10 protein-coding genes are annotated in these 15,162 nt (G+C 56.6%); 4 read left to right on the forward strand and 6 right to left on the reverse strand.

The features are described 5' to 3' along the window. Positions 1-471: a hypothetical protein gene (locus tag ACH518_RS14435; RefSeq protein ID WP_445370596.1), complete on the forward strand. Its 471-nt coding sequence runs from the start codon at positions 1-3 to the stop codon at positions 469-471. Here ACH518_RS14435 and ACH518_RS14440 read toward each other — a convergent pair whose 3' ends face one another. The 5 genes from ACH518_RS14440 to ACH518_RS14460 all read right to left on the reverse strand — a co-directional run bounded on the left by ACH518_RS14440 (position 472) and on the right by ACH518_RS14460 (position 5,649). Beyond that, the gene (locus ACH518_RS14440) at positions 472-972 is read right to left on the reverse strand and encodes an aspartate carbamoyltransferase (protein ID WP_445370597.1); all 501 of its coding nucleotides are present in this window, start codon (positions 970-972) and stop codon (positions 472-474) included. A gap of 110 nt (positions 973-1,082) precedes the next feature. After that, complete coding sequence (locus ACH518_RS14445; protein ID WP_445370598.1) at positions 1,083-1,763, reverse strand: copper resistance protein B; 681 nt, start codon at positions 1,761-1,763, stop codon at positions 1,083-1,085. Further along, complete coding sequence (locus ACH518_RS14450; protein WP_445370599.1) at positions 1,756-3,453, reverse strand: copper resistance system multicopper oxidase; 1,698 nt, start codon at positions 3,451-3,453, stop codon at positions 1,756-1,758. Before ACH518_RS14450 ends, ACH518_RS14445 begins: the two co-directional genes overlap by 8 nt. 64 nt (positions 3,454-3,517) lie before the next feature. Beyond that, on the reverse strand, positions 3,518-3,880 hold the full coding sequence (locus tag ACH518_RS14455) for a hypothetical protein (RefSeq protein ID WP_445370600.1): 363 nt from the start codon (positions 3,878-3,880) through the stop codon (positions 3,518-3,520). 641 nt (positions 3,881-4,521) lie between these two features. Continuing rightward, on the reverse strand, positions 4,522-5,649 hold the full coding sequence (locus tag ACH518_RS14460) for a hypothetical protein (RefSeq protein ID WP_445370601.1): 1,128 nt from the start codon (positions 5,647-5,649) through the stop codon (positions 4,522-4,524). Positions 5,650-6,056: 407 nt separating this feature from the next. Between ACH518_RS14460 and ACH518_RS14465 the strand changes: the two genes are divergently transcribed. From ACH518_RS14465 to ACH518_RS14475, 3 genes are all read left to right on the forward strand, one after another. After that, positions 6,057-7,718, forward strand: a complete 1,662-nt coding sequence (locus ACH518_RS14465; RefSeq protein WP_445370602.1) for a bifunctional metallophosphatase/5'-nucleotidase — start codon at positions 6,057-6,059, stop codon at positions 7,716-7,718. A gap of 42 nt (positions 7,719-7,760) precedes the next feature. Continuing rightward, positions 7,761-10,934: a hypothetical protein gene (locus tag ACH518_RS14470; protein ID WP_445370603.1), complete on the forward strand. Its 3,174-nt coding sequence runs from the start codon at positions 7,761-7,763 to the stop codon at positions 10,932-10,934. Between the two features lie 76 nt (positions 10,935-11,010). Then, on the forward strand, positions 11,011-12,723 hold the full coding sequence (locus tag ACH518_RS14475) for a DUF945 family protein (RefSeq protein ID WP_445370604.1): 1,713 nt from the start codon (positions 11,011-11,013) through the stop codon (positions 12,721-12,723). 61 nt (positions 12,724-12,784) lie between these two features. Here the strand turns inward: ACH518_RS14475 and ACH518_RS14480 are convergent, their stop codons facing one another. After that, on the reverse strand, positions 12,785-14,797 hold the full coding sequence (locus tag ACH518_RS14480; RefSeq protein WP_445370605.1) for a TonB-dependent receptor plug domain-containing protein: 2,013 nt from the start codon (positions 14,795-14,797) through the stop codon (positions 12,785-12,787). Positions 14,798-15,162: the final 365 nt, after the last annotated feature.

The following is a 15,162-nucleotide window of genomic DNA, read 5'->3' on the forward strand; positions in this document are numbered from 1 at the left end:
GTGCAAAACCAAACCGCGCTCCTGGATTACCTGGTGTCGCCGCTGGCGACCGCCGTCGGCGTCACGGTGATGGCCGCCAGCGTCGCCGGCGGCTATCTGAAAAAACTCCCTACCTCGCTATGGCACGATGGCTTTGCCACTGCCGGTTTGTTCGTCTGGTATTCCTACTGGCAACCTCAGTTCGGCGCCGAAGCGCCGATGTTTTTCTTGTTTCCGATCTACTACGCGTTATTGACCGCGACCTTGACCCTGGCCTTGATCAATAAGGCGCCTTACTTCGATCCGGACTCGGTACAACACTTGCGTTACCTGGAGAAAATCAGCCGATTCGACTTCAGCCTGATTCTCGGCCTGGTTGCCGCCAGCTTACTAATTACCCGTCATTACGCGCTGTATCCGATGGCGATGACGTTTTTCGTGGTGCGTCATACCATGCTGGTATGCCTGGAAATTATCGACTCCGAGGCCTGATCATTGCGCCGGCGCGGCATGATGTTGCTGATGTCCTGGGACCGCCTCTGCGCCGTGGGCTTGGGTTTGGGCATCGAACCATTCGTGCAACGCCTGCACCAATTGCGGGTATTCGCTGCTGTAATGGATCTGGCCGCCGTTCGGTAAAGCCCGGTACTCGTAACGAATCTCGTCCGGTTTCGCGTTTTTCAGCCTTGCCAAGCCCGGCATGGCGGCACCGTGCATCCGTTCGCTAGCGGAAAAATCGCCGCTGGTCAAAGCACCCGCCAACTGCCGCAGATGGGCCTGGATGGCAGCGATCACCTTGGCGTCGGCACCGGGCTTGGCGACCACGTGCTGCACGCCGCCGTGCACGGTTTTGCTGAAAGTTTGCAGCGTGTTATCCGGCGAATACGCTGCGGACACCGGACTTGGGGCTGGTTTGATTTCGCCAAACGCCGTGGTGGCAAAAGCGGTAGTGATTAAAAAAATAGCGATGGCGACGAAGTTGGAATTTGTCATGGTGGCTCTCCTGAAAGTATTGATTAGCCACTTCCCGGTTGTGGGTTATCGTCCTAATCCGATCAGACAAGCAAATTCAAGTACTGGTTCAGCCCTTTCGCAGCACCTTGCTAATACCAGAACCGGAAACCGGCAACGGCTCTGACGCTATGTTGATGTTCGCGCAGCGACTGCTCTTCGACGTAATCGACCCCCAGATAAGGCGCAAACTCGCGTTCGATTTCGTAGCGCAGCCGTAAACCGGCCTCGAATTCGGTCACCCCGGCTTTGACACCGCGCGATTGCAAGTCTTCCGCCGCCACATTCAAACCGATGCGCGGCTGCAGGATCAGGCGCTGACTCAGCAACAGCTCATAACTGACCGTCAATCGACCGAGCACATTGCCCTTCTCGGTGACGAACAGCGCGCTGTCAACTTCAAAAAAATACGGTGCCAAGCCCTGAAACCCAATCACCGCGTCGAACGTGCGCTCCGGCTCGAACGCGCGGCGGGCGCCGATTTGAAAATCCCAGAAACTATCGACGTTGCGGCTGTACAGCACCTGTAAATCGGCTCGGCCGAAAATGTCCTGGTCGGCGGAATAGTCGCCTTCCGTTTTCAGCCAAAGCTTGTGGTCGTCGTTGCCGAACCAATTCTGTATATCCCATTTCGCCAGATGCAGTCCGCCGTTACTTTCGTATTCCAGGCGTTCGGCCAGGAAGCGGTTGAACAGCATGTGGCCGTCATCGGCTCGGCAGTTCAGCCACAGCAGACCGATGATTGTGGCTATCGCTCTGCGCCGCTCAATCATGATTTGGCTCGACGATCAATTTACGAAACATGCCGGTATCCATGTGGTACAGCAAATGGCAATGAAACGCCCATTCGCCCACCGCGTCGGCCGGCACATCGACCACCGCGGTGGTCCCCGGCCTGACATTGACGACGTGCTTTTTCGGATTGTATGCGCCGGCGCCGATATCCAGGTATTGCCACAAGCCGTGGATATGGATCGGATGGTTCATCATGGTCTGATTGACGTAACGGAAGCGCACCACTTCGCCTAACTTGACCCGAATCGGTTCGGCATCGGCGTATTTGACGTCGTTGAACGACCAGATGTAGCGCCGCATGTCACCGGTCAGCCGTAACTCGATTTCCCGGTCCGGCTTGCGTAGCGGCGTGGCGGTTAGAGCGCGCAAATTGCGGTAATCGAGTGTCTGGTACGACGGAATTTCCGGCGACATGGCGGCGTGATGGTGGCCGGCATGGACGGCATGTTCTGTTGCCCGGCCGGCTGCGGGACTCTCGGTAGTCTGCGGCCCATGGCCGACGTGTTCGGCGTGTTCGGCGTGTTCGGCGTGTTCGACGTGTTCGACGTGTTCGACGTGTTCGACGTGTTCGACGTGTTCGGCATGTTCGAGATGATTATCGCCCGGCATTGAGTGTCCGGCGTGGGCACCGCCCATATCCGCCAGCGTCAACAAGGTCCGCGGCGTCGGCGGCGGCACCGGCGCCAACCAATCCGCCCGCGGCGACAGGCTGGCGTGAGCGTAACCGCTGCGATCCATCGCCTCGGCGAAAATACTGTAGGCTTGTTCGGCGTTGGGTTGCACCACGACGTCATAGGTTTCCGCAACCGCAATCCGGAAGGCATTAACGTTCAAAGGCTGCAGGTTTTGGCCGTCGGCGGCTACGACCTGCATCGCCAAACCCGGAATCCGCACATCGAAATACGTCATCGCCGAGGCATTGATGAAACGCAGCCGCACTCTTTCTCCGGGTTTGAACAAAAAATGCGATTGCATTTGCGGGGTGCGGCCGTTAATCAGGAAATGGTAGGTCGAACCGTTGACGTCGGCCAGATCGGTCGGGTCCATCCGCATCGCTCCCCAGGCCAAACGGTCGCTGACGGTTTCCCCAAACCCGAGCCGTTCGATATCGGCAAAAAAATCGGCAAGCGTGCGTTTCTGAAAATTGTAGTAATCGCTCTGCTTTTTCAGCCGAGCCAGCGTGCGGTAAGGGTCGGCCTGCGGCCAATCCGACAGTATCACCACGTAATCGCGATCGGTTGGCGGCTGCGGCTGCGCCGGATCGATGATCAACGCCCCGAACAAGCCCTGCTGCTCCTGCATGCCGGAATGGCCGTGGTACCAATAGGTGCCGCTCTGCTTGACCGGGAATTGGTAAGTAAAGCGGCTACCGGGCGCGATACCCTCGAAACTGATACCCGGCACGCCGTCCATCCGATACGGCAACTCGAGGCCGTGCCAATGGATCGAAGTCGGCTCCGACAGCCGGTTTTCGATATGCAACACCACCTGTTCGCCTTCCCGCCAATGCAATGTCGGCCCCGGCAGACCATCGTCCGCTAGAATCGCGGTCTGCGGCTGGCCGATGAGATCGACTCGCTTCTCGGCAATCGTCAAATGGTATTCCCCGGCCACAGCCTGTCCGGCCAGCGCCATGACCAAACCGATACAGCGGATACGATTCGGCACAGGCTTGCCCGCAGAGCCGCCAAGCAAACAGCGGCTAGCTGATAACCGATGCTTTCGCCCGCGCTTAACGCGCATCTTCCGGCATCTCCGGCGCCTGCCACTCGCCGCGTTGGCGCGCCTCGTCGACGGTTTTCCAACCGGCTGCGACTTCCTGTTGCGTAATCCCCAACCGCTGCAACAACGAGTCCAGCAACGAATCGGAGCTAGCCGGCGCCGAAATCGGCGCGGATTTACCGGCGGACTTCGCGGTCGGCAGTTCGGTAATCACCAAGGCGCCGTTGATCGGTTTGACTTCGCCTTTGGCGCATTTTTTGGCGTCGTCGGTATACAGCGTTTTACCTGCCACCACGCATTTGACCGGTTCGGCCGGCAGCGGTGCGGCTGCCGCCAGCATCAAGGCCGCACTCAGTGTTTTGACGAGCTGCATCGCTGCCTCCGAAAGATAAGGGTTTCTGTCCGGCAATCGCGCGTGGGCCAAGCCGCTAGCGCCGAAAATCGGACTTGGAACATTTCCCAATCGCGCCCAATCCTCCGAGCGCTGCCGGGCCAAATGACCGGTTCAGCATACCGAAGGACGAGCTGAAATTAATCCTCGCACTGATGATAGCCGCAATTGCCTACTCGGCACTAAGCTTTATCGCCGAACTGGCCGGAGAACTCGCCGAATTCGCCGTCGAAGCCTGGCGACATGGGCAAACGGAAAAGTAAAGCCCGTTTCGAGACGGCCGGTTGGTAGGCAGTTGCGCTCCCGGTCATCCGGATGGCGTTGGCTTTTGCGCTTCCCCGCGCTTTCCGTACTGGAGCGAAAGGATTCACTGGCTTGCGGTTTTCGAGCCAAGCGATGAATCGTCGATGGGAGAGTTATTTGAGCGTACTTCGATGAGCGCTGTTTGTAAGCACCAATGCCCCTTTATACGAAACAATGAATCAGTTTTGTTTTTTTTAAAGATCGCTATCGGCCAAAACCAGTCAATTGGCAATTTAACGTTAAGGGCAAATCACGTATCAATAACAGTCATTCATGCTTAAAGTATCCAGCCGGTTTGAATTTTTGGCTTACTTTGATAATTACAATGATTCGCTTTTTTCATACGCCATCAGGGTTTGCCAAGTTTCCCGAACACCATGAAGTTGCCAAACGCCTGCAATCTTATGAAAAGTTGCGGTGTAATTAATCCGATCCCTACCCAATATGAATTCACAATCAATTAAAGCCTTATCTTTATTTTTATTAAAACGGGGTTTAGAGTTTTTCCTCCATCTTCCAGCATATAATGTATTGCCTATTTTTTCTCCTGCTTTAATAAGATTTAGATCTGCAATAGATTCAGGTTTTGAATCGATATAGTTTATTGCTTGCTGGATGTCTTTAGTTCGGTTTTTATTATTTAATGCGGCTTCAACTAAAATCTGCCTGCTAACTGGTGTTCCAATCAGCATTAGGGTTTGAATCGCTCCAGATTCAACCCACCGGTCTTTATATTTGTTTAGCACTGACTCTCGCAAAAACGCCCATTCTTGATCTGAAGATGGCTCGATTAAAGCTGTGACTACATGATACGCCCAGCGACTACCTAAAACTCCATCGTTTGGTTGTGGCGCATTATTGACAATGAGTCGCAAGTCCTCTGGAGCTCCAATAAGAGAAAGCAAATTTATTACCGCTAGACCAACGTGAGGATCATTTATCAACGATCTTAACGCAGGTCTTAGTTTTTTTTCTTCAGAAAATACTAGTTCTTCAAGTGGCTCATTTTGAAGTGAATCAGGGTAGTCTCCCGCTAGAAGTTCACGTAGATGGATAATTTGCTTTTCGCCAGAAAGCTTAATAATATTTTTTAAATTAAATGGATTATATTTCCTCTTTACAACGTACTGAGATTTATAATTTGATGATGAATATTCCTCATAACCTTTTTTAGAAATTCCATAGAATATATGCTCATCATGAGGAGCAGCAGATTCGTCATAGCTTCCTTTAATTTGTCCATTTTTGTCTGACCTTAATCGTGCTAAAGATATTTCGCGGACATCATCATCAGTTATTGTTTTTAACCAGTAGATATTAACCTGAACATTACTAACAGGTCTTCCTAGCCCGTCAACAATTGACGTGTTTACCTCTTTAGCCTTAACAGAGGACATTCCCCCAATCAATACTATCGAAATTATTAAATACCTAAGTCCAAATTCCATAATTCATCCAATTCCAGATTTATTTTTTTATGATAACTGTCCACTTTACGGTAAGTATCAGACGGTCAAGAAAATCCGCTGAATGGCAACTTACGGGTCGCTACTTGACATTGTCGAGCAAACATTATTTTCGAATCTACGCCCATCAAACATTCAAATTGATTCGCCGCAAGAGTAGCATCGATCTCGTTTCAGCGCGCTAAGCCAATAGAACGCAGGCTCGGTCGGTTTGCCTTGGGCAATAGCAATACCTGCCACTTAAGCCACGAAAATCGGCGGATTAGCTTTCCAGCAAAAGTCGGCTTGCCCCCTCTGCGCCGGTGGTAACCCCGTCAATTTTTGGGTTAATTCCGATTCGCTGCTATCTTGATCGGCAACATGGCCCGGCACCGCGGAGGATAGGTTTTATGTCGCCGACAAAATCACTGCTACTCGCAACCGTCGTCGCCTCGCTTGCGGCTTGCAGCGCGGTTTCCACCTCCGATACGCCTGCCGGAGCGGAGCCGGCGCCAAGCGCGCATTTCCGGATTCTGCAAGTCAACGACTCCTACAAAATCGAAGGTCTGGAGAACGGTAACGTCGGCGGTTTTGCCCGCTTGCGTACCCTGCGCCGTCAGTTGCAGGCCGATACCACTCCGGTGCTGCTGTTGCACGGCGGCGATTTTTTGTTTCCGTCGGTGATGAGCAAATACCTGCAGGCCGATGCGATGGTCCAGGTCATGAACTTGCTGGACGGCGCGCCGGCTGCGTTCGATCACGAGATGATGGCGGTGTTCGGCAATCACGAATTCGATACGCCGGACGCCGGGCTGTTGTTGCGGCGGATCGTGCAATCGGACTTTAGCTGGATTTCGTCCAACACCCGCTTCAAATTCAGCGAAAGTGCAGTTGCAGAACCCTTCAGCCAAAGGGTGCCTCAGGTGCACGATGTTTGTGTCAAAGACATTGCCGGGGTCAAGGTCGGCTTCTTCGGCATCACCCTGGATAGCCGCAAACCAGCTTATGTCGAATTCGCCTACGATCTGCCGGCCAGGCGCACCGCCATCCGCAACGCCTTGGACCGCTTGCAAAGCCAGGGGGCGACGGCCATCGTCGCCCTCACCCACCAGGATTTGGACCAAGACCAATGGCTGGCGCGCGAATATCCGGAAGTGAACCTGATCGTCGGCGGCCACGAGCATTTTTTTATCGAACAACAGATCGGCAACACCTGGATCACCAAGGCCGACGCCGACAATAAAAGCGCCATCGTCCACGACATTTACCTCGCCGCCGGCAAGTTCAGCAGCAGCCACCGCAAAGTTGATCTGGACCAAAGCATCGCCAAAGACCCAATGGTGGCAGCCGAAGTCGACCGCCAGTTGCAACGGCTGGCCGGCGTATTTCAGCAACAAGGCAAAGACCTGAAGCAGGTGTTGGGCTACACCGAACATCTGCTGGAAGGCGTCGAACCGGCAGTGCGCGGCCGGGAAACCGCACTCGGCAACTTCCTGGCCGACACGATGCGGGAACGGATGCGCACCGACATCGCCTTCACCAACGGCGGCGGCATCCGCATCAACGACAACATCCCGGCCGGACCGGTCACGCTGTACGACATGGAAGGCTTGTTTTCCTACGACAACAAGCTGGTCAGCTTCGAATTGACCGGCCAGCAACTGCTGGAGGTGTTGAATAACTCGGTGTCCAAAGCCCATTTGGGCGACGGCCGTTTTCTGCAAGTCTCCGGCATCCGCTTCGGCTACCGCGCCGAGCCCCTAGCCGACGGCGGCTTCAAGTACCGGGTAGACGCCGGCGACGTGCAGATCAGGCCGCGCGGCACCAAACAAGACCAAGCCCTGGATTTGTACAAAACCTATAGTGTCGCCAGCACCGATTTCATTTGGGAACACGGTTCCAGCGACGACTATGCGATATTCGGCAAAGGCGCAGGCAAAACCAGTCCGCGCCGGCTGGACGACGGCACGGCTGTCGGTTTCCGCCAAACCGTGGAAGCGGCAATCGCCAACTTGCCGCAGCGCACGATAACTCAGCAGGTCGAGGGCCGCATCGTCCGGCTGCAACCCTAACCCGCCGCAACCGGCCCGTTTGCCGCCCATTTTGGAGAGACCATGGCTCAGCCCCGCTACTACTTCGCCGACGGCGAACGCTTTGTCGTTGAGCAATACAACGACTGCGCTGCATTTGCCAGTTTTCTGCCCGGCATCGCCGGCGTATCCGGCCGACCGGCCTGGGCGTTTTACGTCAACCGCGGCCAGGCCATCGCCAGTTTCGGCGTCCGCAACAAAGACGGCGCCTTCCTGGAGTTCTTTCCGGCCGACAAGGCTTACCAACTGACGCCGTCCCGCGGCTTCCGCAGCTTTTTAAAAATTTCCGACGGCCAAACCATCCGTCATTACGAACCGTTCCAACGCGGCGCCGGTGCGGAGGTCGTCCAGCGGTTAAGCGTGACGCCGCACGAAGTCGGGGTCGAAGAGATCAATCCCGGCCTCGGTTTCAGCATCCGCGCCGATATGTTCACACTGCCGGAGGCCAACGTCGCCGGCCTGGTGCGCCGGGTGGAAATAGGCAATATTTCCAGCCGAACCCTGCGCATCGAAATCGTCGACGGCTTGCCGCAAGTCTTGCCGTACGCGATGAACCAATGGATCTTGAAATTCATGAGCCGCACCTCGGAAGCCTTCATGCGCGTCGAAGGCGTCGACGACGCTCTGCCGTTTTACCGACTGAAAGTCTGGCCGACCGATTCACCGCAAGTGGAAGCGGTCGACGGCGGTAATTTCTTTTTCGGCTGCAGCGCCGGCCGGCGTAACCCGGTGATCGTCGACCCGGAACGGGTATTCGGGTTGGCCGGCGATTTTTCCAGCGCGGAACGCTTCTTTAGCGACGCGCCGCTGGATTTAGAAAACCAGGTCGCAGCCAACCAGACGCCGGCGGCATTTCAAACCTTTACGCTGGACCTGCCGCCCGGAACCAGCCAGGTGTTTTACGCGGTCTACGGCCACGCCGAATCGGTGGCGGAATATCAACGTTTCGTGGCGCAGGCCGCCTATCGAGCCGAGTATTTCGCCGCCAAACGCGAAGCTAACCGAACGTTGATCGACCGAATCGGCCGCAAAGCCTTTACCGCCACCGCCCTGCCCTTGTTCGATGGCCACGTCCGCCAATGCTATCTGGATAACGGTTTGCGCGGCGGCTTTCCGACGCCGGTTCCGGGCGGCAAGCTGTTGTATTTGTTCGGCCGCAAACACGGCGATCTGGAGCGCGACTATAACGACTTCCTGTTGCAGGACACGCCGTATTCGGAAGGCAACGGCGACTTTCGCGACGTATTGCAGAACCGCCGCGTCGATCTGTTTTTCGAGCCGGGCTTGGGCGGGCAAAACATCCGTTACTTTTTCAATCTGATCCAGCCGGACGGCTATAACCCCTGCGCTCTGCGCAACTGGCGTTTCGCCGTCGCTGCGCCGCAGGAGTTCGCGGCATATTTTGCCGAAATTCCGGGACTGGCGGCTTTACTCGAAACCGAATTCAAATACGCCGAGCTCTGGCAGCTGTTGGCCGGCCATGACGCGGCTGACGAAATGCTCGGCGCCATTCTCGCCGCAGCGCGGGAAGTGGCGGACGCCGAATTCGATCGCGGTTATTGGTCCGACCATTGGACGTATCTGGTCGATCTGCTGGTCAACTATCGGGCGATCTTCCCCGACCGGCTGCCCGCACTGTTGCTGGAAGCCGATTACACCTTTTTCGACCCAACCCATTACGTCGCCCCGCGCGCGCAAAAATACCGGATTACGGCCGACGGCCTGCGCCAGTACGGCGCCGTGCAATTCAGCGCGGAGAAAAAAGCCTTGATCGAGTCGCGTAGCGGCCGGCGTTACCAGGTGCGCGCCGAGCAAGGCCGTGGCGCCATCGTCCACACCACCTTGTTGGGCAAAATCGTCACCTTGGTGGCAAACAAGCTGGCGACGCTGGACCCGGCCGGGATCGGCATCGAGATGGAAGCCGACCGGCCCGGTTGGTGCGACGCTTTGAATGGCTTGCCCGGCATTCTCGGCTCGGCGGTCAACGAAACCATCGAACTGAAACGGCTGTTCGATTTTAGCTTGCCGTTATTCGCCGCGATCAACGCCGCCGAGATAGCGCTGCCGGCCGAGCTGGCCGCTTTCGTCGCCGGGCTGGACCGCTTGCTGGATCTGCCGGCGTTGACGCCGCACGCGTTCTGGCAGGAAAGCGGCGCCTTGAAGGAAGCTTACCGCCGGCAAGTGTTCATGGGCTTCGCCGGTGCCGAAACAGCACTGACTCGGGACCGGCTGCGCAGCTTCTTCAGCAAAGCCTCGGCTTATCTGACCGCTGCGGTAGCCAAAGCCGAATCCGACGCCGGCATCACCACTTATTACGCCTTCCGTGCCGGCGACTACCACGAGCAGGCGGACGGCAGCGTCGAGATTACCCGTTTCCTTCCGGTGGCGCTGCCGCCGTTTCTGGAAGGCTTCGTCCATGCGCTCCGGATTGCCGATCGCGAATCGGCCAGACGCCTGTATCTGGCCGCGCGCAATTCCGAGCTGTACGACCGCAAATTGGGCATGTACCGGCTCAATGCTGCGCTGGGCGACCAGGCGCTGGATCTGGGCCGGATCGGCGTATTCAATTACGGCTGGCTGGAAAACGGCTCGATCTTCCTGCACATGCATTACAAGTTTGTATTGGAAATGCTGCGCGCCGGTCTGGTCGCAGAATTTTATGCCGACATCGAGCGTTTGTTGGTGGCGTTTCGGGATGCCGAGGAGTACAAGCGCAATCCGCTGGAGAATTCCAGCTTTCTGGTCAGCAGCGGCTTCAGCGTCGACCCGCGCCAGCACGGCCGCGGCTGCGTCGCCCGGTTGTCCGGTTCGACGGTGGAACTGCTGCAACTGTGGACCTATCTGTTTTTCGGCGATGCCCCGTTCCGCGTTGTGGACGGCAAGTTGCGTTTCCAACCCGAGCCGGTGCTGGCGGCCAGGCTGTTTTCCGACGGCGAGCGCAGTGCGGCGCCCTTTGCTGGCGAAGAAACCTTGCCGGTGGCCAGTGCCGCCTGCGCCTTGTTCGGCGCCACACTGGTGGTTTACCTGAATCCGCAACGGCGTGATTGTTTCGGTCCGTACCCGGTCAAGCCGCAGCGGTACCGCTTATATTTCCGCGACGGCAACGAGGCAACGCTGGACGGCGCTTATCTGGACGCCGAGGCCGCTGCGGCCTTACGCCAGGGCATGCTGCGGCGTTTGGATATCGAATTGGCCTAGTAACCGCAATGTTTTCGCGGCCGGTCACGTTTACGGCCTTATATTTGCCGGTGCCGGCTGCAGCCAGAGCAGTGCGGTGTTTGTTAGACTGGCGCCGTTATCTAAACAGCATTGGGTGGCGATCATGGAGCAAAAACCTCTAATTCAGGCGGCAGGCGCTATCGCCCTGTTCGCGGCAGCTTGGCTGGGCGCCAGCGTTTATCTTGGCCGCAATGCCGAACGGGAACTGGCGGAGCGGGTGGACAAGACCTCGGCGGATTGCGCTGTGCGTTTGAGCAATTTACAACAGCAGAACGGTTTGTTGTCGGCCAACGGCTCGCTGGAACTGCAAGTCGGCGATTTGTGCAGTCCCGACCAAACCGGCAAATATTGGGTCGTCGCCGATGTGCAATACAACGTCAGCCACCTGATTCTGCCCGGCTCGGCCATGCGGTTTAACTGGACCTTGCGGCAGCGGCCCGAACCCGATCGCGACGGGCCGGGGCTGCAGTTCAGCGGCAGCGGGCATTCGGCGTTTTCCGGCACGGTGTTTTCCGATATTGCCTCCGCGGAAATGGCCGGAGGAGCAGCCGATAGCGAAAGCTGGCGCCTGGAACCGTTGACCGGTCATATCGAAGCCGACGAAAAAAGGGTGAATCTCAGCTTAAAAGCGCCGCGTTTTACCCTGCGCGGCAATGGTAATGCACTGGATGTACAAGGAATGGGCCTGCAGCTTAATCTGCTGGATCGAGGACTGGGCTTGGGCACCTCCAGCTTTACCGTGGACAAAATCGCGTCGACGAACGCTAGCGGCGAAAGACTTGGGGTATCCAGTGCGACGGTACAAAACGGCGACCGAATCGATACGACCATCCAGTATGCCTTGGGCAGTATCGATACGATGGGTTATGCCGCGAGAGATCTGGCGCTTGAGCTTGCCATTCGCGGACTGGATGCCGAAAGCATCAAAACCCTGGCCGACATTGCCAAGGAATCCAAATCGTTTCAAAATCTGACGCTGGAGGAAAACCAACGTTACCGCAAGGCCCTGAAACAAGCCATTAATCGCGGCTTCTCCACCGGTATCACTAAACTGAGCGGCACCGTCAGTAACTCCGCCGCAAATAGCGCACTAAACGGCCAGCTGACGATAGAACTGAAACCCAACGCCAATCCCGACGCCGACATTGCGTTGGCTAAGGTATTGCAATCCTCCGGCCGGGTCAGCGTTAGCGGTGATGCGATCGGCGAGGAACAGAAAAACCAATGGGTGGAAATGGGCATAGCACGAGCCGGGGCCGAAGGCCTGCAGGCCGGTTACGAATATGCCGCCGGCATTCTTAAGACCAACGACCGTATCATCGACGGCCAATGGCTCCAACAAACCTTGACCGACACCGACGCGCATCTCAACCGCTTTCTGAATGATCCGGAAAGCGAGATGCCGGTACCCGGCTTGGAAAACGTGATCAACCCGCAAACCGAAAACGACGCCGACGAATCCGATTCGGCACCGGACCCGGCGGATCAAGCCGCGAATCCGCTGGCCTACCAATCCATCAGCATGACCGGTCGTGCCGTTTACGCCGAATCCGGGGCAATGTTGGAAAGCTCGGACGGCCAACGCCTGTATTTTGCTGCCGACTCCGACATCGGCCAACTGATCGCAGGATTGTGCCGCGAAGGCGAAACCTGCGCCGTGACCGCCCTGGTCGACGCCGATCGGCAGATCAAGGCGATTCAACAACTCAACGCCATCCCTGCGGCGGAAACGGAACCCAACGGCGGGACTGCCCCGGCGGCGAACTGAGCGGGCTATCGGCCAACAGTGCCGCCGAGGCCGGCCGCGCAGCCTCACTCGATTCCAGGCCTCAAAACTCCAACGCAATTTCGCCGAAAAGCATACGGCCGGGGGATGCCGGAACGGTGTTGATGTTTTTACGGTTGAACTCCGGATAATAAAAATTTTCGTCGAGCACATTGTCCAGATACAAGGTAAAAGTCATGTGTTTGTGTTTGGCGGCTCCCAGCCAGTTATTCAACTTGTAATTGGCGTTGACGCTGACGTTGTGATAACCGCCGGCAGACGGATTGACCAATAACGCACTGGGAGCGGCTTTGGCGGCGCTGAAATAGGTATCGAACACGCCGATTTGGACGTTGGGGCTGAAATCGTAGCTTAAGCCCAGTTTCGCCATGTGGTTGGGCATTAGGGTTTTATTGTTCTGTTGGTTTTCGTCGCGATTGGTTTGGAAGGTGTAAGAGCCTTTCCAGGACAAACCGGGCAACAGTTTGGCCTCGGTCTCCAGTTCCAGGCCCTCGAAGGTTGCGCAGCCGCCGTTGACGTATAGCAGCCGGGTCGGCACCGTATTCGGGATCGGGCTGCGCACGATCAAATTGGTCACCCGGCTTTCGAACGCGGTCAACGAGATCTGGTAATCGGCATCGTGGTAAAAAATCTGGGCGTCGGCCGTTTCGACTTTTTCCGGCTCCACGCTGCGGTTGCCCAACACCACCGCCGAATTGGCGCCCAATTCGCCGGCACTCGGCGCCCGATAAGCCTGGGCGAATAACAACTTGGCGCCCCAATTGGCCGTCATTTCGTAAACCAGGCCGGCGCGGCCGACCAGGCCGTCGATGGCGTTGTCGTTTTCCGCGACGCCGCTCGGAGCCGCCTTCAAATGGTCAAAGCGGTGCCATTGTCCGCCGAGATTGAGCTGCAGATTATCGAATATGGCGTAACCGACGTTCGCGTAAATGCTGGACTTCAATTGCTCGTAGGGCGCCAACGTGTTCGGGTGTGAAACCTGAGTCACCTGCCCTTGTTGCCATTCCACCAGCCCGCCCAGCAGCAGATTCAGTTTATCGTCGAAAAACGATAGGTAATGGCTTTGCTCCAGCAACAGGTTGTTTTCCCACAAATCGGTCAGGTAGGGCACGCCGGCTACCGGCAGATTGTAGTTTTGCGAGAACTTGTTCAGCGTCAGATTCCATTTGCTGCGCCAAAAGTCGTTGATTTGGTGGTTGTAACCGGCGTCGAAAAACAGGCGGTTGTTCTCGACCTGTTGGCCGAAGCCGATCGGCACCGCGCCCCAATGCTGTTTCTGGCTGTTGACCACGTACAAATTGAAATCGAATTCTCTCCAGCCGCCCCAGATGCTGGCGCTGACGTCGCCGTCGTCGTTGCGGAAATTGACGTTTTGCCGGGTTTCGTCGACCGCAGATGCCGTCCAGCCGTCGCTGGCCCGATACCTCACCGCGCCGCTGATCGCCGCGTCGCCGCGGTTCCAGCCGAACTCGGTTTCGGCTTGGCCGGTATTGTAGCTGCCGTAGCGGCCGCGCACGGTAAGCCGGTTGTCCTGTTTCTTTTGGGTAACGATATTGATTACGCCGGTAAAAGCATTGCTGCCGTACAACACCGAACCGGAGCCGCGCACGACTTCGATTTGTTCGATATGGTGGATCGGAAAGTCGCGGAACATGGTCTCGTTCAAACCGCCGTAAGCGCTATCGCGAAACGGCCGGCCGTTGATCAGCACCAGGGTATGGTTGTTGACGTGGGTCAGCGCGTCGCCGCGCACCGCCGCGGTGCTGTTGGACCAGATATAGGTGCTGAGCATGTAAACGCTGGTGACCCGGTTCAACACGTCGGCCAGCGTGTTGGCGCCGTAGCGCTCGATATCGTCGCGGGTGACGATGCTGACGATGCCGGCAGCCGAATGTTGGCTTTCGGCTTTCTTCGACACCACTTCCACATTCAAAATGTCTTCCAACGACATTTTTTTCAGAACTTCGATATCGGCTCCGGCCAGAGAAACGCTTGCGTTCAGGCAATTGCCCACAATCAGCGCAATCTTAAAAGTGACTAGGCGAAATCTCTGCATAAAATCGGATGCTACCGGTTATTGGACGGCCGAATTCGGCAACCTTGAATCGCGCTTGTTTTACATAGGCCCAGTCTAGCGTAAAACGGCGAAATATCGATTCAAAACGTTAGAGTGCGAACGGCGACCTTCGGCCTCTGCTGCCCAACCTGGCCCATAAAACCATTTGACCGCAAACCTTACGCCGGGAGGCACTTCAACATTCTACTGAAGCGCCGCCACCACCGAGCCTATCGTATTAGGCCGTTAACCGCTGCAACCGGCAAAACTCAGCGGGCCGCATAAGAACCGGTAATCGCCGCGAGCCGGACCACACCGAACTCAATCAGCGCATAGGCAACCAAAGCCTCGTGCAATACAATAGC

Source organism: Methylomonas sp. HW2-6, from assembly GCF_052474525.1.